Source organism: Pseudomonas sp. CBZ-4 (genome assembly GCF_000346755.1).
Taxonomy (GTDB): domain Bacteria; phylum Pseudomonadota; class Gammaproteobacteria; order Pseudomonadales; family Pseudomonadaceae; genus Aquipseudomonas.
This window is the reverse complement of the sequence record NZ_ANNV01000116.1, coordinates 1-22208: the sequence shown is the minus strand read 5'-3', so window position 1 is coordinate 22208 and position 22208 is coordinate 1. Positions and strand designations below refer to the sequence as shown.

Genomic DNA, 22208 nt, shown 5'->3' with positions numbered 1-22208 from the left:
GACTGCTGCGCAGTCCAGCGGGAGCAAGCCCCCTCGCCACAGGTTATTTTTTGGTGTTAGGCCTTTACGTTCTGCCGGATATTCCAGCCAAACTTCACCGGCCCACCGTCCTTGGCGCCATCGGCCTTCTGCGGCTGGTAGCTGACATCCACGGTTGCGAAGTTCAGGGCTATGCGGTCGTAAAGCAGATCATCCTTGCTCTCTGCACTGGTGCTGTAGGACACCACCATGACTTCCTTCAAGGTGATCACCAGATACTCCACCGGGCTGGAGCCACCCGCCTTGCGCACCACCAACCGCGCCTCGGGGTAATGCTTGCCGCTGGCGCAGGCCATCATCAGGTTGGGGCTGGATTTATCCAGCGGCTTGCTCAGGTTCAGGTTGCCGATATCGACCTTGCCCGCACCACCGCCCGTACCGGAATGCATCGACCCCGTCTGCGACAGCCCCCACGCCCATTCGGTGATGTCGATCTCATCGCGGTGCGCCTGGTCCCGTGACTCACCTTTGATATCGCCCAGTTTCAAAAACATATCGACGGCCATGTTGGCTCCCTGTCCTTAGTCAGCGCCGGAAATGGCGCGAGGCGAACTTTTCCTGATCCGACACGCGGGCCACAAGCCGCCACAACAGGATCGGGAAGCGCCTGTCGGCAAACACCGAAACTTCCGACATTCATTTGCGCCGCCGCGTCTTTAACCTCTCCACTCCCGAAAAACCCAGGAGTTAAGGAATGACGACCGCCCTGTTCAAAGATGGATTTCCCTCGGCCCACCGCACCACACGTCAACGGATTGAAGGCAGCATTGACCTGCGGCGACTGTTCTCCGCCATCGATGCCGACCCCGCGCTGATTGGCGCGGGGGTGGTGTATATCGATGAAGATTTCAATGTGCTGACACTGCGCGAGTTTCAGGCGGTGTGCAGTGTGCAGGTGAAGAAGGTGGTGTTGCGTGAGGCGCCGAGGGCGGTGGGGCCGGTGGAGTTCAAGCGGATGTTGGAGCATGAGCCGCGGGAGTCGAGATGGGTGGCGGAGGCGACTAAGACGGCGGTTACCTGCGCGGGGGCGTTGTTGAGTTGGCATGTCATTTACAGTGGGATCGCGCTGATGCCTTTTACCGCGGGTGCCAGTGTTGTCGTCTCATTCGTAGGCACGGCCGCCGTTGTCGCAGGCTTGTTTCAGTGCGCCGTCGGAGCCAATCGAACCGTGAACGAAGTGTGGGACCCACGCAGAAATGACTACCTGGACAGTAACGCTTGGTACGAAGCGATAATGCTAGCGCTGGACGGTATCTCCTTGTTGGCCGTGGGTACTTCTGCAGTGACCACAATGAAGGTCATCAACTTGTCCAAGAAGGCGACCGGCAAGCCACTGCGGGAAGTACTCCGGGGATTAAGTCGGCAAGAGCGCGCCAACCTGACGGATGAGCTGCTCAGAATCCAGGACCCGCGATTGACGCCAAAACTACTCAAGCTCAAACAGGCTGCGGGCGATCTATCCAAGCGATTTCCAGCGACACAGATAAAACCCATCACTCACATGCACTTCAAAGATATTGCTGCGGCAGGGTTGAGCCTTACTAGCAGCACAACATCCGGGAATACGCGGATATTGGCTATCGGTGTCTATGAGGAGTTCGCCGAATGAAAAACCGACGTTCGCCCTCTTCCTTCGTAGATCCCCGCTCTACTTGGACTCGCCACCGGCTGGCGCTATTTGGCGGAATTTTAGCCCTGTGCTTTTCAGTCGGCACGGCCAGCACTCTGATGAACCTCACCTACTTCGCCGACTCATCTGACGAGTTTGCAACGGGCGCGTTTTTCATTGGCAGTGCAACAACCTGCGCACTATTTGGTATCGCACAGAGCGCAGTGCTCCATGGTTATGCGCAGTGGGTTTGGCTACAGGCTGGCGTTTTCATGATCTATTTCCTGGCTGTTTTGCCAACAGCCATTTATAGCCCCGACCGCATCCTATTTACCCTGGCCGTTCTGAGCCCATTAATCGGGCTGTTATTTATAAACGGCAAGCGCCAAAGAGAAATGCGCGGAATGATGCTCGAACTCCGCCACAAGCGCGAACACATCGTTTCCACACTGAAAAAACAGGGCAAATGGCATGGGTGGTGAGCCAATACTGTTACGGCTGCACCGTAAGCCACACAGCTGGATCGGGAAGTGCCTGTCGGCAAACACCGAAACTTCCGACATTCATTTGCGCCACCGCGTCTTTAACCTCTCCACTCCCGAAAAACCCAGGAGTTAAGGAATGACGACCGCCCTGTTCAAAGATGGATTCCCCTCGGCCCACCGCAATACGCGCCAACGCATTGAAAGCAGCATTGACCTGCGGCGCCTGTTCTCCGCCATCGACGCCGACCCCGCGCTGATTGGCGCGGGGGTGGTGTATATCGATGAAGATTTCAATGTGCTGACACTGCGCGAGTTTCAGGCGGTGTGCAGTGTGCAGGTGAAGAAGGTGGTGTTGCGTGAGGCGCCGAGGGCGGTGGGGCCGGTGGAGTTCAAGCGGATGTTGGAGCATGAGCCCCGGGAGTCGGAATGGGTGGCCGAGGCACTGAATACGGCAATAACGTGTGCCGGAGCGGTACTGAGTTGGGTAGTGGTTACAAGTGGAGTGGCGTTGATGCCGTTTACAGCGGGAACGAGTGCGGTGCTTACCTTCGTCGGCAAAGCTGCCGCTGTTGCGGGTACCGTTCAATGCATCGCCGGCGTTATACGGACGGGATCAGAGGCAGCCTTTCCTGAAGCAAATGACTATCTGGATGACGAAGCCTGGTATCAGGCCGCAACAGTCGTGCTGGACGGTATTGCTCTACTTGGGGTTGCCACATCGGCGTTGGTCACAACGAAGGTCATCACTACAACCGCTAGAGTAACGGGGAAAAACACCCGCCAAATACTCAAAGGTTTGACTCGCCAAGAACGTACAAAACTGAACAACGAATTGCTGAGAATCCGAGACCCAAGGTTAACGCCCAAACTGATCAAGCTGGAAAAAGCAGCCGGCAGAGTTGCCAAGCGTATTAGTTCGACACGAATGCAACAGGCAACGGCCGTCCACATATTGGATACCGTAGCTGCTTCGCTAAGCTTCACCAGCAGTGCAATCTCTGGAAACATCAGGACATTGGCCTTGGGCATCTACGAGGAAGTCAGCGAATGAGCAACCAAAGCAAGATAAATGCTCGATATTACTCAGCGACCTTTATTGAAAATCCTTGGCAATTTCTCAAACGGTACATGCCCGTAATCGCAGCAGACCTGCTCGTCGGGTGCTGTTCGATTGCATTGACCGCGATCTTGTCGATGCTCACCTACCTCTCTTATTACACCGTAGCCGTTACCACCAAGACTGCTTTTTTGAGCAGCATTGGATTGGGTTCCGTATTTGCCCTGGCCAAATACGAAGTGCTCTACGGCCGCATTCACTGGGTCTGGCTAAACGTCGCAATCTATCTCATTTGCCTGCTGCTCGCACTGCCCACAATCGTCTACCACCCCAACGTTTACCTCTACTCAATGACCCTCCTCGGCCCACTAATCGGCCTGCTGATTCTTAACAGCAACCGCTGCCGCGAACTGCGACAAAAGTCGCTCGAACTCCGCCACAAGCGCGAACACATCATCACCACCCTGAAAAAACAGGGCAAATGGAAATGGTGGTAAACACCGCGCTCAGGCCGCTGAGACTACCTACGCACCAACCGCTTGCAACGGCTTCGCCACCCGCGCCGCCGTATGACGATTGACCGGCACCGGCAACCCCAAATGCCCGCGCAACGTGCTGTGGCTGTACTCACTGCGAAACAACCCACGCTCGCGCAGCAGCGGCAGCACTTGATCGGTAAAGCGCGCAAAGTCATCCGGCGCACCTACGTGGATATTGAACCCATCCACCGCCCCTTCGACAAACCAACGCTCGATCTCATCGGCCACGGTCTGCGGCGAACCGACAAAGCTGGAGAACGGTTTGGCAAAACGCAACGCCGCCTGGCGCAAGGTCAGGCCCTGGTCGCGGGCGACTTGTTTGATATTTTCCGCGTGGCCGCGATAGCCGTTGCTGCCCAGGTCGCCGAGTTCCGGGAACGGTTCGTCCAGCGGGTATTGGCTGAAGTCGTGGTAGTTGAATGGCCGCCCCAGCTGCACCAGCGCCTTGTCCAGGTCCAGCTCGCCATTGCGTTCGCGGTCGATAGCCTGGGCCTGTTCGTCGGTGTCGGCAATGATCGGTGAGATGCCCGGCAGGATAGTCACGTGGTCGGGGTTGCGCCCGGCGGCGGCCGTGCGTTGCTTGATGTCGCGGTAGTAGGCCTGGGCGTCCTCGAAGTTGCCGACGCCGGCAAAAATCCCCTCGGCATAATTCGCTGCCAGGCTGCGCCCGGACTCGGAAATCCCGGCCTGGAAAATCACCGGTTGGCCCTGCGCAGAACGGGCGATATTCAGCGGGCCGGTCACGGCGAAAAACTCGCCCTGGTGATCGAGTCGGTGCTGGCGTTGCGGGTCGAGGAACACCTTGCTCGCCTTGTCGCGCACAAAGGCGTCGTCTTCATAGGAATCCCACAAGCCCTGCACCACGTCCAGGTGCTCGGCGGCGCGGCGATAGCGCTCGGTGTGGTCGATATGCTGCTCGCGGCCAAAGTTGCCAGCGGCACCTTCCAGACCGGTGGTGACCACGTTCCAACCGGCGCGGCCGCCGCTGATATGGTCCAGGGAGGCGAACTGGCGGGCGACGTTGAAGGGTTCGGTATAGGAGGTGGTGAGAGTCGCCACCAGGCCGATTTTCGAGGTGGCGCCGGCGATGGCGGACAGCAGGGTCAAGGGTTCCAGGCGGTTGAGAAAATGCGGCGCCGAATCCGGGGTGATGTAGGGGCTGTCGACAATGAACACCAGGTCGAACTTGGCCGCTTCGGCCTGCCGGGCCTGGGCGCGATACCAGTCGATATCCACACTGGCATCACCGGGGATCTGCGGGTGCAACCATTCGTTTTGCGCGGTGCCGACGCCGGTGAGGATGGCGCCGAACTTGAGTTGCCGGGGTGTCGTGGACATGGGGGTTATTCCTCCGTGGATGGCCGTTGAGGCTGACATTAATAGCCCCACAGGGGCCTTGTGAAAGGCTTTGTAGGTCTATGCTAATCATTAAAAACACTGATCACTTAAAGCTAAAAACATTCTTTTATTGCATAGATAAGGCAACCTGCGCCTTGGCTTGTGCTGCCTGCACCACACGCAGCAAATTTTCGCCCCAGATATTGGCCAGATCCTTTTCGCTGTACCCCGCATCCAGCAAACGCTGGGTGATCTTCGGCAACTGGCTGACGTCCTCCAGCCCGACCACCCCGCCGCCGCCGTCCCAATCGGCACCAATGCCCACATGCTCTGGGCCGACCACCTCGAGGATGTGCAACAAGTGCTTCATAAACACATCAAGGTCAGGCTTGGCTTGCGGAAAGCGCTGGTTGACCGCTGCGATATCCGCATGCAACGCCTTGACCTGCTCCGGGCTCAGCCCCGCCAGGTTGCGGTACTGCGCGTACAACGGCGCCAGGGCTTTTTGCCGTTCGGGATTGGGCTTGAGCGGCACCAGGTAATCGCCGTAGCTGTTGACCTGCACCACGCCCCCCTTGGCCGCCAGTTGCCGCAGCCGCGCATCATCGAGATTGCGCGGGTGGTTGTTGACCGCCTTGCTGCTGCTGTGGGACGCAATGATCGGCGCAGTGGACGCCGCCAGTACCTGATCGAATACCGCGTCGGAAGCGTGGGACACATCCAGCAGAATCCCCAGCCGGTTGGCCTCCGTCACCAGTTCACGGCCCTTGGGGCTGAGGCCGTGCCACTTGGGCAATGCGGTCGCCGAATCAGCGATTTCATTGGTGCTGAAATGCACCAGCCCGAGCATGCGCAAGCCCTGGCGATAGTAGGTCAACAGGCGTTGCGGGTCGGCACTGAGGGGGTCGGCGTTTTCCATGCTGATAAACACCACGCGCTTGCCCGCTCCCGCGATCCTTCGTGCATCGGCCGCGGTCAGTGCCAGTTCGAAAGTCTGCGGCGAACGCTCTGCCAGGTCACGAATGCGCGCCAACATCGCCAGCCCGTAGTTGCTGGCACTGGCGCGGCCTTCATCGGTGTCAGGCACCGGCGCGGTGTAGATCACCCAGAAGCCGCCATCGAGACCGCCGTCTTGCATGCGCGGCACATCCACCTGGCTGCCATCCTCGGCATAGGTGTGGCGGGCGAGGATGTCCCAGCCGGGGCGGGACAATTGCATCGGTGTGTCCAGATGACTGTCGAGCACCAGCAAACGCTGATGCAACGCCAGCGTGTTGGGGCTGACTTCGTCGGCGGCATGGACAGTCATGGCGGCCATGCCCAGCGCCAGCAGGTATCGGCTGTTCATCGATCAAAACTCCGCGCTGAGGGTGGTCTGGAAGGTGCGCGGCGAACCGGGCCGGTAGTAGGCCGGCCCGCTGGCGCTGGTGAGGATGTAGCCGAGGTAGTCCTTGTCGAAGAGGTTGTCGATGTTGAAGCGCAGCTTGACGCTCTTGAGCGGCCCGTAATGCAGGTGCTCGCCGCCAAGGTCGAGGTAGGCGTTGTAGAGCGTGTAGCCCGGCACCGATTCGGTGTTGGTGAAGTTGCTGTAGCGCGAGCCGATATGCCGCCCGGAAACATTCAGCACCGCCCACGGCGCCAGCTCGTAGGTGATGCCCGCCTGCGCCAGCCAGCGCGGGCTGTCGGGGATGTTGTTGTCCTTGAGGGACAGCCCGGCGGCATCGTCCTTGAACTGCGCGATGTTGTAGGTGAGGTTGCCGTTGAGCACCAGTTTGTCCGCCAGCACCGGCGGCTTCCATTGCCCGCTCAACTCGGTGCCGTAGGCCAGCGCGCGACCGACGTTCTGATAATAGGTTTCAGCGGTGCTGCTGCCGGCCACCGGCGAGGCGAAGGCTTGCAGGCGGTTGTCGAACTCGGTGCGGTACAGCGCCCAGGCCGCGTTGAACGTCGCACGATTGAGGCGGTAGCCCACCTCGTAGTTCTTCGAAGTCTCCGCCGCCGGGGCCGGCGCATTGGGGCTGGCCGCGCGGAACACATCGTCGGCGCCCCGAGGCAGCGCCATGTTCTCCGAGTAGGAGGCAAACAGCTGAGAGTTGGCCGTCAGGTCATACACCAGCCCGGCCTGGGGCAGGAAGTTGTCGGTCCATGAGGTGCTCAGGCGCGGCTGGCGGTTGGCAATGTAGTCGCCAGCATTGCGATAGCCTTCGATGCGGTAGTCCAGGTCCAGGCGCTTGAAGCCGTATTGCAGGCGCAGGCGGTCGTCGAGCAGGGTCCAGGTGTCTTTGATGTTCAGTTGCAGGGAGTCGCGGGTCGAGGTGAAGTCGCCCTGCTTGTGCACCGGTTCATTGAACAGCGGGCTGCCATCGGGGCTGCCGTCGCTCAGGTTGTAGCGCGCTTGCAAGCGGTTGAACACATCCTTTTCGGCCCACACCCCCGCTTCGATGGCATGCTGGCCGACGTGCCAGGTCAGGCTGCTGCGCCCGCCGTAACGGTGGCCGCTGAGGGATGACAGCCCGTATTGCACACCCCGCGGATCGACCAGGCCGGGCACGTTGGCCTCGGCGTTATGCAGCGCCAGCGAGGTGCTGTAGGCCTCGGGGGACACGCCGAAACCCTTCTTGGCTTCGTAGTAGACGCTGGTGCTGCTTTCCAACGCATCGTTGAGCAGAAAGTTGCCGGTGAGGCTGTACAAGGTGTCGCGCCGCTGGTTGATCGCCTGCTTGTACGACTGGTTGTAATTGGGATTGCTGTAGGGCACGCCAGCCACGGTTTCGGCTTGCGGCGGCACTTCCTTGAGGTACGCGAAATCACGCCCGGAGCGACCGAACGGATCATTGGCGGTGCCGTGGTATTGGGCCTGGGTCACATAGGGCGAGTCGTAGTCATAAAAGTCGTTGTGCACCGCGCGAAACAGCAGCTCATGGCCCTCGCCGAACTGATAGCGCACTTTGCCCTCCAGGTGCTCACGGTCGATGGTGCCGGGGCCGCGCCACAGGTCGCCGTCGATCTTCGAGCGGCTGAAATACGCCGACAGCCCCGCATGCTCGCCGGTTTGCAGCTTGACGAAACTGCGTCGCAGGCTGTCGCTGCCCAGGGTGTATGACGTGCTGACCCCGGCGTCCTTGGCCGGATGGGTGGAGATGTAATCCACGTACGGCCCCAGCGAGGTATACCCCGGCTGCGACACGTCCCCGGCGCCGGTGGACGCGGTGACGCGTTCGGTGTTTTCGTTATCGACGTAGCGGTAGATCGGGCTGCCACCAAACTGGTCGCTGCGTCCCAGGGGCACGCCGTCGATGGAGAAGCCGATCTGTTGCAGGTTGAACGCGCGCACGAACACCGAGTTGCCGAATTCGTAGAGGCCCAGCGCATCGTTGGACTGCACGTTGAAGCCGGGCAAGGCTTCGAGCATCTTCAAACCCGAGGTACCGGCAGGCGCCGACTGCAAGGCTTGATGGGAAATGGTCAGGGTGTTGCTGATCTGGTCAGTGCCAATCGCCAGGTTGGCCTCGGTGACACGCGCGCCGACCACTTCGACCTTGTCCAGCTGCGCTTCTTGCGCCAGTACGCCCTCAACCGTCAGGCCCATCAACAGGAGCCCGCTCAACCATCTCTTGTTCGCCAGTGACTCACGCTGATTGCTCATTGCTGCTCCTTGTCGGTTTCTGTCGGGTGCACGAACCCGCTCCAGGGCGTTCGGCGCGTGGGCGCCGAAGCCTGGAATCCTGTCTATGGGGGGAAGGTGTCAGTGCAACGCTGGGGGGTTACGCCGTTCTGGCGGCAATGGCCTCGACTTCCACCAGCGCACCCGGCAGCGGCAGCGCCACCACTTGCAACGCAGTACGCGCAGGTTTGTTCGGCTGCTCTGGCGTGCCGAAGAACTGCGTGTAGCCGGCCTGCAAGCCGGCGAAATCGAGCTTGCCGCCAGTCTCTTCGGCGCCCACCAGGAACACCCGCAGTTGCACGATATCGCCGAGGTCGAGGTCGTGTTGCTGGAGGATCTGGCGGATCTTGTTGAACACCGACACCGTCTGCACTTCGGTGTTGCCATAGGCCGCCGGCGTGCCCGCCGGGGCGTTGGCGTCGTGCAGGTCGGGCAAGGTGCCGCTGACAAAGATCAGGCTGGCGGAGGCCGGCACGGTGACGGTTTGCGAGATCGGGAAGTTGCCGACGCTGGTGCGTTGAATGCTGTCGCTCATGATGATGCTCCTTAGGACGCGGCCACTGCCGCAATCTGACGTTGTTGAGTGACCCGTTCGGCCAGTTGCGCGACCACATGGCGCGCCGAGTTGGCCGCCGATTCCTGCCAGATGCCCACGCCGCTCTGCACCAGGCCGTCACCGGCGAAGTACACGCGGCCAAAACCGGCTTCGAGCAAGGCGCTGGCATCGGCCGGGAAGTGTTCGCGTTGCAGCCACGGGCCTTCGCTGTAGGGGATCTGTTCCCAGGACACCGCCAGCGGGTGGCGCAGGTGTTTGGCATAACCGGGATGCAGCAGCTCCACGGCTTCTTTCGAGGTGGCGTACTGCTGGTCCAGCGGTTGCGCGCCAAAGCGATCGGCGCCCTCGCCCGTCACGTAACCGGCCACCAGCAAACCGTCGCGGGTGTTGAGGCCGTTGCTCGGGTACCACAACAGGCGCGCCGGGTGTTCGATCCACGACAGGCCGCCGTAGGTGCGGTAGTCGGTCTCCCAGAAGCGCGGCGACTGCCACGCCACTTTCGTTGCCTGGTCGCTGCGGGTGCTGCGCAAGGCGGCCTTGATCGGGTCGCTGAAGTCAGTATCGAGCTTGGCCAGCAGTGGCAGCGGCAGGGTCGAGACCAGGTAGTCGGCGCGCACCACCTGTTCGCGGCCGCTGTATTTGTCGTGATACGTCACCGCGACGCCGTCTTCCAACTGGCGGACCTGCCGCACCTGAGCACCTAGTTGCACCTGGTCGCGGACCCGGGCGTAGAAGGCATCGGTGATGCGGTCCATGCCGCCCACCGGCTGGAACATGGTCGCCGAGAATTCCGGGAACTCGGTGTGCAGCAACGCGCCCCACAGCTCCGGGTGCAGCAGTTGATCCAGCGCCAGCGGGCTGCGCGCAGCCGGCAAAGCGCCGGGATGGGCGGGCGATTCCAGGTGCCCCGAACGGATCGTGCCCTCGAACGCCAGCTCTTGCGAGAGGTCGCCATACACCTGCAAAAACGCCAGCAAGCGCGTGCGTTCTTCGCGGCTCAATACATCATCGAGGGCATCGCGCTGCACGGCCTTGGCCAGCAGGCCGGACACGTGTCCGCGCGCGTCGTTGATCGCCTGGCCGACGCTGAACGCCGGCTTCTCGATATCCGGGCGCACCTGGGCGCCGTGGCTGCTGTTGACCAGCACCTCCAGCGGCACCCCGAGTTCGCTGCAATAGTCGAGGATCGTGCGGTGCTGGCTGGGGATGCGCGCCGGACCTGCGTTGAAGTAATGCCCCTGATCAAAAGCGGCGGTTTGCGTGCGGCCATCCTTGTAGTCCACGCGGTCGCCATGGCGGATCGTCCAGGTGCGCCCGCCCACCCGCTCGCGGGCCTCCAGCACTTGCACCTCGAAGCCGGCGCGGGTCAACTCCAAGGCCGTGACCAACCCGGCAATCCCGGCGCCCAGCACCAGCACGCGGGTGCCCTGCCCCAGGCCGTCCTTGAGTTTCAGCGGTTGCGGGCGGCGGTGCGACGAAGGCCCCAGGCCCAATACCGCCAGGGCATCCTTGACCGCCTTCTCGCCGCCTACCGCGGCGATGCTCGACAGCGCTTCACGTCGTGTCAGTCCCATGTTCCCTACTCCTTAATCCGGCAGGCCCGGTGGGTTGATCAACGACTTGTCGACGCGCTCCACATCCAGGCCCCAGCGTTGCAGGACCTGCTCGTACTGGCCGCCGGCAATCGCGCCCTCCAATGCGGTGTGGATCGGCTTGACCAGGCCGTTGTCCTTGCGCGTGGTCACGGCAATGTCGGCCTGCAACGGCCAGCCGCCATTGACCGTGCCGACGCGCTTGATACCGCCGGTGATCGCCGCGGAATAGGCGTACACCGAGTTCGGCCCGAACAACGCATCGCTGCGCCCGGACTGCACCGCCAGTTGTGCGGCGGCCTGATCGTCGAAGTACTGCAACAGCGCAGGCTTGATCCCGGCCTTTTCATTCGCCTCGTTCCACGCCAGCAGGACCTTTTCCTGGTTGGTGCCGGAACCGACGATGATCTTCAGCCCGGCGATATCCGGGGCCTGTTTGATCTCGTTGATCTTGCTGGTGCTCTTCACATAAAAGCCGAGCACGTCCTGGCGATACGTCGCGAAATCAAAGCGTTTCTTGCGCGCTTCGGTCACGGTGACGTTGCTGATCACCGCGTCGTATTTGCCCGAGCTGACGCCCAGCGGCCAGTCTTCCCAGCTGGTCTGCACCACGTTGAGTTGCAGGCCCAGGCTGTCAGCGACCAGTTGCGCGGTGTCGGCTTCGCTGCCGATGGTGGTCTTGTCGTCATTGGCCAGCAGCGCCAGGGGTGGCCCGGCCACACCGGACACGGCCACGGTGAACTTGCCCGGCTGGGCGAACTTGAAGCCCGGCGGGATCTGCGCGATGGCGGCTTCGTTGCGCGGCACATGGATGCGCACGCGGTCGGGGCTGAGGTCCACCTGTTGCACGGCGAACGCACTTTGCGCAGCACTGACGGCCAGCGCCAGCAGGGCCACACGGGCAGTAGAGATAAACATGGGCAGTCACTCCTTGAACTAAAGCACCTTGCCGAGAAAGGCCACGGTGCGGGGATGTCGGGGTTGGCGGAAAATCTGTTCAGGCGGGCCTTCTTCGATGAGCTGGCCGTCGCAGAGGAACACCACGTGGTCGGCGACTTCGCGGGCAAAACCGATTTCGTGGGTGACGATCACCAGGGTCACGCCCAGTTGGGTCAGGCCCTTGATCACATCGAGCACTTCGCCCACCAGCTCCGGGTCGAGGGCCGAGGTGGGTTCATCGAACAGCAGCACTTTCGGGTCCAGGGCCAGGGCGCGGGCGATGGCCACGCGTTGTTGCTGGCCACCGGACAGTTGGCGTGGATAGGCGTCGGCCTTGTCTGCAAGGCCCACCTTGGCCAGCAATTCGGACGCCTTGGCCTGCGCTTCGGCCTTGCTCCAGCGCTTGTGGGCCAGGGGCGCCTCGGCGATGTTTTCCCAGGCGGTGAGGTGCGGAAACAGGTTGAAGTTCTGGAACACGAAGCCGACGTCGATCCGGCGCTTGAGGATTTCCCGTTCTTTCAGTTCATAGAGCAGGTCGCCCTTGCGTCGATAGCCGACGTATTCACCGTCGATGGTGATGTGGCCGCTGTCGATCTTTTCCAGGTGGTTGATGGTGCGCAGCAAGGTGGATTTGCCCGAGCCCGACGGCCCGAGAATCACCGTGACCTTGCCCGGGTCAATGGTCAGGTGGATGTCTTGCAGCACCTGCTGATTGCCAAAGCGCTTGCCCACGCCCTGGATTTGAATGCGACCGGCGCGGGCTTCACTCATGGGATTTCTCCTTGAGCCAGCGACTGATGCGCTGCAACGGCGTCGGCGGCAGCACCCGTGCCGTGCCACGGGCAAAGTAGCGCTCGACGTAATACTGCGCGCTGGTCAGCACGGTGGTGATGATCAGGTACCACACGGTCGCCACGATCAGCAGCGGGATCACCGCCTGGGTGCGGTTGTAGATGACCTGCACGGTGTAGAACAGCTCGGGCAAGGCCAGCACGTAGACAATGGAAGTGCCTTTGACCAGGCCGATGATTTCGTTGAACCCCGACGGCAGGATCGAGCGCAGCGCCTGGGGCAGGATGATCCGAAACACCCGACGCGAAGCCGGCAAACCCAGCGCCGCCGCTGCTTCGTGCTGGCCGGCATCCACGCCGATCAGGCCGCCGCGAATGATCTCCGCCGCGTACGCCGCCTGCATCAGGCTCAAGCCCAGCACGGCCACGGTGAACTGGCTGAGCACGTCCACGGTGGACCACTCGGCGAACACCACGCTGGTGAACGGCACGCCGAGCACGATGTGGTCATACAGGTAAGCGAAGTTGTACAGAATGATCAGCACCAGCAGCGCCGGCATCGAGCGGAAAAACCAGATGTAGCCCCAGGCCAACGCCGCCAGCAGCGGCGAGCCCGACAGCCGTGCCAACGCCAGCGCCGTGCCGAGGATCATGCTGAACACGGTGCTCAGCAGGGTCAGCAACAGCGTCTGGCCGAGGCCGCGCAGCACCGACGGCGAGAAGAACCACTGGCCGAACACGCCCCACTCCCAGCGCGGGTTGGTGGCCAGGGAGTGCACGATGCCCAGTAGCACCAGGGCGGCAAAGATCGACCCGGCCCAGCGCCAGGGGTGCCGCGCAGGGACGACTTGCAAGGTCTTGATCGGAGTGGCGACACGCGCCGGGCGAACCGGGCGCGCCTGTTCAATCAGGTCATAGGGTTTGGCGACGATGGGCATGTTCTCTTCCTCGCGGGTGGTAGCCTTAAAAGGCGTAAGTCAGCCGGGTGTAGTAGTAACCGCCGGTAAAACCGAAGGGCGAATAGGTGCCGTAGCTGCTGACCATGGTGCTGCTGGGTACGCCTTGTTTTTTCGGGTAGACGTCGAACAGATTCTTGGCGCCGATGGCGACGTTGAGGTCTTTGGTGAGGTTGTAGCCAAGGTCCAGGTCGGTGATCCATTTGGCTGCGTAGACCCGGTCGAGGCTGCGGTCGGCGGAGACGTTGACCTCCTTGTAGGAGCCGTAGCGGGTCAGGGCCAGGTTGAGGTTGAAGCGGTCGATGCTCCAGTCACCGCCGAGGATCAGCTTGGTGCTTGGCTGCACGCCGGTAATCAGGTTGCGCGCCTGGCGGTCCATCAGGTCGTAGGACGTGCCGAGGATCGTCGTGGATTCCTTGTAGTTGAGGATCTTCGTCTGGTTCCAGTTGAACGCGGCGGTCCACTTCAGCGCTCCGTATTCGCCGAGGTCCTGGCTGTAGTTGCTGACCAGGTCGAGGCCCTTGGTGCGGGTGTCGGCGCCGTTGATAAAGTACTGGCCGCCGGACGTCGACGTGATGCCATTGCCTTGCAGCACCTGGGTGATCTCCGGGCCGAGCAAGGTGCCGGTGAGGGTGATGCGGTCGCGCAGGTTGATCACGTAGGCGTCGGCGGTGAAGCTCAGGCGGTCGGTGGGCGTGAGGGTGAAACCGAGGCTGAAGTTGGTGGAGCGCTCGGGTTTCAATTCCTGGGCACCGAGGGCCTGAGCGGCGCCCGAACCCACCGGCAACACGCCGTAGTTGATCGACTGGTACACGCCGTCCACCACGCCGTAGGTGGTGGAACGCGCACTGAACAGGCTGTTGGCCAGGGACGGCGCGCGGAAGCCGTTGCTCACCGTGGCACGCACGGCGAATTGCGGGGTGAAGTCATAACGGGTGGTCAGCTTGCCGCTGCGCGTGGCGCCGACGCCTTGGTTGTAGTGTTCGTAACGGAAAGCGGTGCCGATGTACCAGTCCGGCACCGGGTTGAAGCCCACATCCACGTAACTGGCCAGGCTGTTGCGCGAGGCAGTGGCTTCTTCATCCGGCGAAATGCCGTTGGTAACCTGCGCCCCGCTTGAGGCGCAATTGCCCGGCGCCTTGCAGTAGCCGCCGTTGGCGTAGGACTCATAATCACCGGCCTGCACCTCATAGGTGTCGCGCCGGTGTTCGAAGCCGTAGCTCAGGTCCAGCGGTTTTTGCAGGCCGATATCAAAGCCGCGCTTGAAGTCGAGGTTGGTGGTCAGCTCGGTGGAAATCCACGTGCCCGAGGTGAAGTGGTTCGGCGTGGCTTCGCCCAGGGACGGGTTCTGGTTGTGGGTGGTGCCCTGCTCCGCGTCGTTGCGCCCGTAGGTGGTGGACAAGTCCCAGTCCCACTCGCCAACGGTGCCTTTGCCACCAAAGGCGGCCTGGAAGTCGTCTTCGTCGATAAACCAGGTCGGCGTGTAACCGCCGGGGTAGCCGTTGGGGCCGGTGGTGATGGTGTTGGTGATGGTCGGCAGGCGGAAGTTCTGGCCCTGCTCGGCCTTGCGCCGCGAATAGGTGGTGAAGGAATACAGGCTGAAAGTGTCGTCCACCGGCAGCTCGGCGTTGTAGCCCAGGGTCAGCAGGTTGGTCTTCGGTGTGCCGTAGCCGCCGTAGGTGGAACGCCCGGCCTGCTCGTAGGCCTGGGCGTAGGTGTAGCCGTTGGCGCTGGCCTTGTTGTCATCGTTCTGGCTGCGCGCGTCGAGCGCCAGTTGCACGATGCCGCCGTTGCCGATTTCGAAGCCCTTGTTGAGGCTTTGTTGCACGGTCTGTTTCTTGCCGTCGTAGCCAAGGCCGGCGTTGGTCACCGAGGTGCCGCTGGTGTCGGCCTTGAGGATCACGTTGATCACCCCGGCGATGGCGTCGGAACCGTATTGGGCGGCGGCACCGTCGCGCAGGACTTCCACGTGGTCGATGGCGCTGATGGGGATCAGGTCCAGGTCGGCCGGAGCGGCGCCGGTGTTGATCCCGTTGATATTCAGGGTGGCGCTGGTGTGGCGGCGCTTGCCGTTGACCAGCACCAGCACTTCGGCGGCGCTCAGGCCCCGCAGGTTGGGGGCACGGGCGATGCCGCTGGCGTCCCAACCGGTCTTTTCCGGCAGGGTCAGCGACGGGATCACCGCGCTCAGGGCTTCCATCAAACCGGGCTTGCCGGTGCTCTGCAATTGCTTGGCGCTGACCACGTCGATAGGCACCGGGCTGCTGGTGACGGTGCGCTGCTCGGCGCCTCGGTTGCCGGTGACGACGACGGTCGAGAGGGTGCTGTCGTCCTGGGCCTGGGCGCTGTTGGCCAATATGGCCAGGGCCAGAACGGCGGTGGGTGTTAACGCTTGCTTCATAGCCATGCCTGCTTATTCAAATCGCGAAGTCGGGCAATCACGCGGTCGTGCGCGGTGCTCGTTTTTGGGGGATGTGGCGGCGATTTGCGGCTAAGGCGCGTGCGGGGGTTGAATCGGCAACATACGTTGAGTTCCCTTCCAACGATTCTGCTGCGGGCATGATTACCCGGTTATGGGAGCAGAATCTGAATCACGATGGGTACCATCCATGGTCAGGGGTAGGCTGTTGCGATCAAACATAACGGAATGGGTTTTGAAAATATAATGCTGTTTTGGTCTAAGCTAATATTCTTGGATTTCATTATTTTCTTATGATTTTATTCATATAAATAATGTCTTTTTGAGTACCCTCAAACTCAAGAGCCAGAACAGGCGACTGTCTGGCTGATGTATGGAGATCCAAATGTGGGAGCGGGCTTGCCCGCGATTGCGGTCTGCCTGTGACGAATACCTCGCCTGACACTCCGTAATCGCGGGCAAGCCCGCTCCCACATTTTGCACGCGTTGATCCCTCAGGCACTTTCCCGCGCAATCAGGCGGCACTCCAGCAAATTCAAGCGCTGTACCTCCTCTTCCACCGGCAACACCCCCAGACTTTCCAATACCCGCGTGGCCGCCAACACACCGATTTGCAACGCCGGTGGCTTGATGGTGCTGAGGCTCGGCAGCAGCATGTGCGCGAAGGGATAATCGCCGAAACCAAGCACCGCGCAGTCTTGCGGAATGTTCAAACCGGCGCGTTGCCCCGCCAGCAAGCCGCCGGCGGCGAGGTTGTCATTGGCGAAGAAGATCGCGTCAGGTGGCGTGGGGTGGCTCATCAGTGCGTCCATCGCCTGCTTGCCGGCTTCGAACGGTGCACAACCTGCATCCGGCGCGAAGGTCCAGGGTTGTACGCCCAGCTCGCTCAAGGTCGCCGCGAACCCATCACCGCGCTCCATTGCACTGAAATCCCCCGCCGCACTGTTCTGCACAAAGGCGATGCGCCGATAACCCTGGCCATGCAGGTAACGCGCGGCCGTGACGCCCACTTCGTAGTGGGAAAAGCCGATCTGCAAAGGCTCGCGTTCGGGCACGTAGTCCCAGGTTTCCACCACGGGGATATCGGCGTCGGCGATCATCTTTTCCGTGGCCGCGCTGTGGAAGCGGCTGGTCAGCACCAACGCCGCCGGCGACCAGCCGAGAAAGGCGCGCACCGCACTTTCTTCCTGTTCGGCACTGAAGTAACTCGATGCCAACAACAGTTGGTACCCGTGCTGGCTGAGGGTGTCGCTGAAGCCCTGGATGGTGTCGGCGAAGATCGGCCCGGAGATGTTCGGGATCACCATTGCCACGATCCGCCCGCGCGCCGAGGCCAAGCCGCCGGCCACCAGGTTGGGCACGTAGCCCAGCTCGGCGACGACCTGGGCAATGCGCTCGCGACGCTCAGGCGAGACCTGCTCCGGCTGGTTGAAGTAACGCGACACGGTAATCGCCGACACCCCGGCCTGGCGCGCCACGGTGTTGAGGGTGACGCGCCCGGCGCCACGGCGTTTGCGCGGTTTGTCTTCGCTCACGGAAAAATCCTGTTAGAAACAAAAAGGCATATAGGACTAATTTTTCAGTATTTGACGTTCTAAACCAGGCCCACCAATAATGCCGATGTTAGCGCTAACAAAGCACGTTGTCTGCTACTCGCTCAAGCGAATGCCAAAGACACATTCACAGGCGTTGCCGTCGCAGAACAGCAACGGTTCAGGGCATTTTTTCGAGCGGGCACAGCATGCATAACTTCCAACGCAGTACGTTATTGATCCTGGCCGGGTTGACTGCCCTGCCCGCCTTTGCGGCGGATGAGCAGGAGCCGACGCTCAAATCCGTGACCGTCACCGCCACCCGCCGTGAAGAGTCCCTGCAAAAAGTCCCGGTGGCGGTCTCGGTGCTCGACGGCGAGCAGCTGGAACGCGACAACCGCAACGGCGTGGCGAGCATCGCGCAACAGGTGCCGTCGCTGAACTTCCGCACCGGCGCCTCCAACAAGGACACCTCGCTGTTCGTGCGCGGCGTCGGCACCATCTCCACCTCCCCCGGCGTGGAGCCGACGGTGGCCACGGTGATCGACGGCGTGGTCTACGCCCGCCCCGGCCAGGCCACCCTCGACCTGCTCGACCTGGAACGCATCGAAGTACTGCGCGGCCCACAAGGCACGCTGTTCGGCAAGAACGCTTCGGCCGGCGTGCTCAATATCACCAGCAAGGCGCCGACCGCCGAGACCCACGGCTATATCGACCAGTCCTACTACAGCGGCAACGAAAGCCGCACCCGCTTCGGCATCGGCGGCAGCCTTATCCCCGACGTGCTCAAGGGCTCGGTCAGCACCTTGTTCGGCAGCTACGACGGCAACGTCGACAACCAGCACAACGGCCAGGAGGTCAACGGCTACAACCACAAGGGCATTCGCGGCAAGTTGGCGTTCACCCCCAATGACGACGTGACGCTGACCCTGATCGCCGACTACATGCAGTCCCACGACGACGCGCCCAACGGCGTAGTGAGCAAGTCCCTGACCCCGGCGTTCACCAACGCCCTGAGCCCGGTGCGTGCCTCCAGCGACAACCGCGACATCAACACCGACACCCGCAGCCATGTGGAAGACACCAACAAAGGCCTGTCGGCCCAGCTGGACTGGAACCTCGGCGACTACACCCTGACCTCGATCACCGCCTGGCGCGGCTGGAACAACACCCAGTACCAGGATGGCGACCGCCTGGGCAACGTAACCGCCGCATTCCCCGGCACCGCCGACAAGGGCCAGTTGGAGTTCAACCAGTACTCCCAGGAACTGCGCCTGGCCTCGCCCAAAGGTGAGTTCCTGGAGTACGTCGGCGGCCTGTTCTACATGCACGGCAAGGACGAAGAAACCTACCAGCGCACCCTCACGACCACCACGCGCACCGACCGTGGCATCGCCGACTACAGCACCACCAACGACAGCTACGCGGTGTTCGGCGAGAGCACGCTGAACTTCACTTCGCGCTTTCGCGGCATCGCCGGCTTGCGCTACACCCACGATGACCTGAAATACGATCACCGCCGCGTCTCCACCTCGGCCACCACGGTCAGCGGGATCCAACCGGCCACGTCCAGTTCCGGCTCGGTGGACGAAGACGGCTGGTCCGGCCGCCTCGGTGTGCAGTACGACATCAGCGACAACGTCACCAGCTACCTGACCTACTCGCGCGGCTACAAAGGCCCGGCCTACAACGTGTTCTTCAACATGCAGCCGCGCGACACCGATGCGCTCAAGCCGGAAACCTCCAACACCTGGGAAGCCGGGATCAAGGCCACCGCCTGGAACAACCGCCTGACCACCAACCTCGCGGTGTTCCATAGCGATTACGACAACTACCAGGCCAACTTTTTCGACACCGTCGCAGGGCAAGTGGTGACCCGCTTGATCAACGCCGGCAGCGTCAGCAGCGAAGGCGTCGAGCTGGATTACGCCTTGCAGGCCACCCAGCAACTCAAGCTGTCCGGTGCCCTGGCCTACACCCGCGCACGCATCGACGCATTCGCCTGCCCCGCCGGCGCAGCAGCCACGTGCAACGTAAATGGCAAGCCGCTGCCGTACAGCCCGGACTGGAAAAGCTACGTACGCGCCGACTACAGCATCCCCCTGGACAACGGCCTGGACATCGAACTGGGCACCGACTACAGCTGGCAGAGCGAAGTGCAGTACGACATCAGCCAGAACCTCGACACCAAGCAAGGCGCCTACGGCATCTGGAACGCCAGCGTGGCCCTGGCCGACTACAACAACGGCTGGCGCGTAGCGCTGCTGGCGAAGAACCTCGCCGACAAGTCCTATTCGCCGATGCTGGCCAGCGGCGGCAACTACATCTACCGCGCCGTGCCCCGTGACGATGAACGTTACTTCGGCGTGCAACTGCGCAAGGATTTCTGATATGAGCCGTCAACTGAAACTCGGCGCCTTCCTCATGGCCACCGGGCACCACGTCGCCGCCTGGCGCCATCCCGATGTACCGGCGAATGCCGGGCTGGATTTCGCCCAGTACAAGCACCTGGCGCGGGTCGCCGAAGCGGCCAGGTTCGATGCGCTGTTCGTGGCGGACAGCGTGGCGGCGGCCACCGGCGAGATCGCCAGCCATATGGCGCGGTCGGATCACTTCGAGCCGCTGACCTTGCTCGCGGCGTTGAGTGCGGTGACGGAACACATCGGCTTGATCGCCACGGCGACCACCACCTACAACGAGCCCTACCATGTGGCGCGCAAGTTCGCCTCGCTGGATCACCTGTCCGGCGGGCGCGCAGGCTGGAACCTGGTGACCTCGGACGCCGCCGCCGAGGCGCAGAATTTCGGCCGTGATGAGCACCTCGGCCACGGCGAGCGCTACAGCCGCGCCCGCGAGTTTCATCAGGTGGTGACCGGCTTGTGGGACAGCTGGGAAGACGACGCCTTTGTGCGCGACAAGGCCAGCGGCAATTACTACGACCCGGCGAAGGTGCATGTGCTCGACCATGTGGGCGAACACTTTCGCGTCAAGGGCCCGCTGAACGTCGCACGCTCGCCCCAGGGTCAGCCGGTGATCGTGCAGGCGGGCTCGTCCGAAGCCGGTCGCGATCTGGCGGCGCAAACTGCCGAAGTGGTGTTTACCGCACAGACGTCGCTGGAGAATGCCCAGGGATTTTATGCCGACCTCAAGGGCCGTCTTGTGCAGTACGGACGCGAGGCAGACTCGCTGAAAATCATGCCCGGCGTGTTTGTGGTGGTCGGCCAGACCGAGGCCGAGGCGCAGGCGAAGTTCGAGGCGTTCCAGGATCTGGTCGAGCCCGAGGTCGGCGTCGCGCTGCTGGGGCGCATGCTCGGTAACTTCGACCTGTCCGGCTACCCGCTGGACGGGCCGTTGCCAGAGTTGCCACTGACTGACAGCGGCCAGCGCAGCCGCCAGCAATTGCTCAGCGATTTGGCGTTGCGCGAGAACCTGACGCTGGCCCAGTTGGGGCGAAAAATTGCCGGTGGTCGCGGGCATTACAGCCTGATCGGCACACCGGAGCAGATCGCCGACGAGCTGCAACGCTGGTTCGAAAACGGCGCCGCCGATGGCTTCAACATCCTGGTCCCGCACCTGCCCGGTGGGCTGGAGGATTTCGCCCAGTGGGTGGTGCCCGAGCTGCAACGGCGCGGCCTGTTCCGCAGCGAATACAGCGGCGCCACCTTGCGTGACAACCTCGGTTTGGCGCGCCCCGAAAACCGCTTTAAAAAGGACCGCCCATGAAGATTCGCGCACTGGTATTGGCCCTGCTGGCCGTGACCCAAACCGCCCTCGCCGCCGACCCCGCCACCCTGCGCATCGGCTACCAGAAAGGCTCCATTGCCTTGGTATTGGCCAAGGAACATGGCCTGCTGGAAAAGCGCTTCCCGCAGACTGACGTGAAGTGGATCGAATTCCCCGCCGGCCCGCAGATGCTTGAAGCGTTGAACGTCGGTGCGCTGGATGTGGGCTCCACCGGCGATATCCCGCCCCTCTTTGCCCAGGCCGCAGGTGCGGACCTGGTCTACATCGGCGCCGAACCGCCCAAGCCCAGCGCCGAAACCATCCTCGTGCGCAACGACAGCCCGCTGCACTCAGTGGCGGACCTCAAGGGCAAGAAAGTCGCGTTCCAGAAAGGCTCCAGCTCCCACAACGTGATCCTGCGCGCGCTGAACAAGGCCGGGCTGAGCTACAAGGACATCCAGCCGGTGTACCTGCCACCGGCCGATGCGCGCGCGGCGTTTGAGCGCGGCAGCGTGGATGCCTGGGCGATCTGGGAACCCTATTCGTCGTTGGCCTTGAGCCAGAGCGCGAGTCATGTGCTGGCCAACGGTGAAGGGTTGGGCTTGTCGGGGCCGGTGTACACGGCGCGGCGTGAATACGCCAAGGCTAACGGTGCCTTTGTCCACGACCTGCTCGGTGAACTCAGCAGCGCCGAAGCGCTGACCCGCTGCCAACGGGAAGACAGCTTGAAGGTGCTGACCCGCTTCATGGGCCTGCCTGCGGATGTGATCGCGCGGTACATGGACAATCGTCCGCCTTCGCCGATCCTGCCGATTGACGAGAAGATCATCCAGGCGCAGCAGGCAACGGCGGATCTGTTCTACCAGAACCACCTGCTGCCCAAAGCCATCGACGTGAAACAAGCCCTAGAGACCAACTGAAATCAAACTGTGGGAGCTGGCTTGCCTGCGATAGCGGTGGGTCAGCTGG

General features: G+C 62.2%; 18 protein-coding genes. 7 read left to right on the top strand and 11 right to left on the bottom strand.

Annotated features, from left to right (window positions below; genetic code table 11):
• Window positions 1-56: 56 nt before the first annotated feature.
• The gene (locus tag B348_RS0115805) at window positions 57-545 is read right to left on the bottom strand and encodes a type VI secretion system tube protein Hcp (RefSeq protein WP_017737044.1); all 489 of its coding nucleotides are present in this window, start codon (window positions 543-545) and stop codon (window positions 57-59) included.
• Window positions 546-733: 188 nt separating this feature from the next.
• Between B348_RS0115805 and B348_RS0115795 the strand changes: the two genes are divergently transcribed.
• The 4 genes from B348_RS0115795 (at window position 734) to B348_RS0115780 (ending at window position 3687) form a co-directional block, all read left to right on the top strand.
• Complete coding sequence (locus tag B348_RS0115795; protein ID WP_017737042.1) at window positions 734-1648, top strand: hypothetical protein; 915 nt, start codon at window positions 734-736, stop codon at window positions 1646-1648.
• Window positions 1645-2130, top strand: coding sequence for a hypothetical protein (locus tag B348_RS0115790; protein ID WP_017737041.1), 486 nt, complete (start codon window positions 1645-1647; stop codon window positions 2128-2130). The genes B348_RS0115795 and B348_RS0115790 overlap by 4 nt, the downstream gene beginning before the upstream one ends.
• Before the next feature lie 139 nt (window positions 2131-2269).
• The gene (locus B348_RS0115785) at window positions 2270-3184 is read left to right on the top strand and encodes an NAD synthetase (protein WP_017737040.1); all 915 of its coding nucleotides are present in this window, start codon (window positions 2270-2272) and stop codon (window positions 3182-3184) included.
• Complete coding sequence (locus B348_RS0115780; RefSeq protein ID WP_017737039.1) at window positions 3181-3687, top strand: hypothetical protein; 507 nt, start codon at window positions 3181-3183, stop codon at window positions 3685-3687. The genes B348_RS0115785 and B348_RS0115780 overlap by 4 nt, the downstream gene beginning before the upstream one ends.
• A 27-nt stretch (window positions 3688-3714) precedes the next feature.
• Here B348_RS0115780 and B348_RS0115775 read toward each other — a convergent pair whose 3' ends face one another.
• The 10 genes from B348_RS0115775 to B348_RS0115730 form a co-directional block, all read right to left on the bottom strand.
• Window positions 3715-5067 carry an LLM class flavin-dependent oxidoreductase gene (locus B348_RS0115775; protein ID WP_017737038.1) on the bottom strand — a complete coding sequence of 451 codons (1353 nt, stop codon included), beginning with the start codon at window positions 5065-5067 and terminating at the stop codon, window positions 3715-3717.
• A gap of 127 nt (window positions 5068-5194) precedes the next feature.
• Window positions 5195-6415, bottom strand: coding sequence for a dipeptidase (locus B348_RS0115770; protein WP_017737037.1), 1221 nt, complete (start codon window positions 6413-6415; stop codon window positions 5195-5197).
• 3 nt (window positions 6416-6418) lie between these two features.
• Entirely contained in the window at window positions 6419-8713 is a 2295-nt protein-coding gene (locus B348_RS0115765; RefSeq protein WP_017737036.1) for a TonB-dependent receptor, read from the bottom strand.
• A gap of 118 nt (window positions 8714-8831) precedes the next feature.
• A complete protein-coding gene (locus B348_RS0115760) occupies window positions 8832-9266 on the bottom strand; it encodes a RidA family protein (RefSeq protein ID WP_017737035.1) in 435 nt (144 codons plus the stop codon).
• An 11-nt stretch (window positions 9267-9277) separates the two neighbouring features.
• On the bottom strand, window positions 9278-10861 hold the full coding sequence (locus B348_RS0115755; protein ID WP_017737034.1) for an FAD-dependent oxidoreductase: 1584 nt from the start codon (window positions 10859-10861) through the stop codon (window positions 9278-9280).
• 12 nt (window positions 10862-10873) lie between these two features.
• Window positions 10874-11797, bottom strand: coding sequence for an ABC transporter substrate-binding protein (locus B348_RS0115750; protein WP_017737033.1), 924 nt, complete (start codon window positions 11795-11797; stop codon window positions 10874-10876).
• 18 nt (window positions 11798-11815) lie between these two features.
• On the bottom strand, window positions 11816-12589 hold the full coding sequence (locus B348_RS0115745; RefSeq protein ID WP_017737032.1) for an amino acid ABC transporter ATP-binding protein: 774 nt from the start codon (window positions 12587-12589) through the stop codon (window positions 11816-11818).
• The gene (locus B348_RS0115740) at window positions 12582-13547 is read right to left on the bottom strand and encodes an amino acid ABC transporter permease (RefSeq protein WP_017737031.1); all 966 of its coding nucleotides are present in this window, start codon (window positions 13545-13547) and stop codon (window positions 12582-12584) included. The genes B348_RS0115745 and B348_RS0115740 overlap by 8 nt, the downstream gene beginning before the upstream one ends.
• 25 nt (window positions 13548-13572) lie before the next feature.
• A complete protein-coding gene (locus B348_RS0115735) occupies window positions 13573-15966 on the bottom strand; it encodes a TonB-dependent siderophore receptor (RefSeq protein ID WP_017737030.1) in 2394 nt (797 codons plus the stop codon).
• A 512-nt stretch (window positions 15967-16478) separates the two neighbouring features.
• Entirely contained in the window at window positions 16479-17519 is a 1041-nt protein-coding gene (locus B348_RS0115730; RefSeq protein WP_017737029.1) for a LacI family DNA-binding transcriptional regulator, read from the bottom strand.
• Window positions 17520-17725: 206 nt separating this feature from the next.
• On the opposite strand from B348_RS0115730, the gene B348_RS0115725 reads away from it, so the two are divergent.
• The 3 genes from B348_RS0115725 to B348_RS0115715 are packed head-to-tail and all read left to right on the top strand — an operon-like array spanning window position 17726 to window position 22159.
• Window positions 17726-19906 carry a TonB-dependent receptor gene (locus tag B348_RS0115725; RefSeq protein WP_017737028.1) on the top strand — a complete coding sequence of 727 codons (2181 nt, stop codon included), beginning with the start codon at window positions 17726-17728 and terminating at the stop codon, window positions 19904-19906.
• A gap of 1 nt (window position 19907) precedes the next feature.
• On the top strand, window positions 19908-21239 hold the full coding sequence (locus B348_RS0115720; protein ID WP_017737027.1) for an LLM class flavin-dependent oxidoreductase: 1332 nt from the start codon (window positions 19908-19910) through the stop codon (window positions 21237-21239).
• Entirely contained in the window at window positions 21236-22159 is a 924-nt protein-coding gene (locus B348_RS0115715) for a sulfonate ABC transporter substrate-binding protein (protein WP_017737026.1), read from the top strand. The genes B348_RS0115720 and B348_RS0115715 overlap by 4 nt, the downstream gene beginning before the upstream one ends.
• The last annotated feature ends 49 nt before the right edge of the window (window positions 22160-22208 follow it).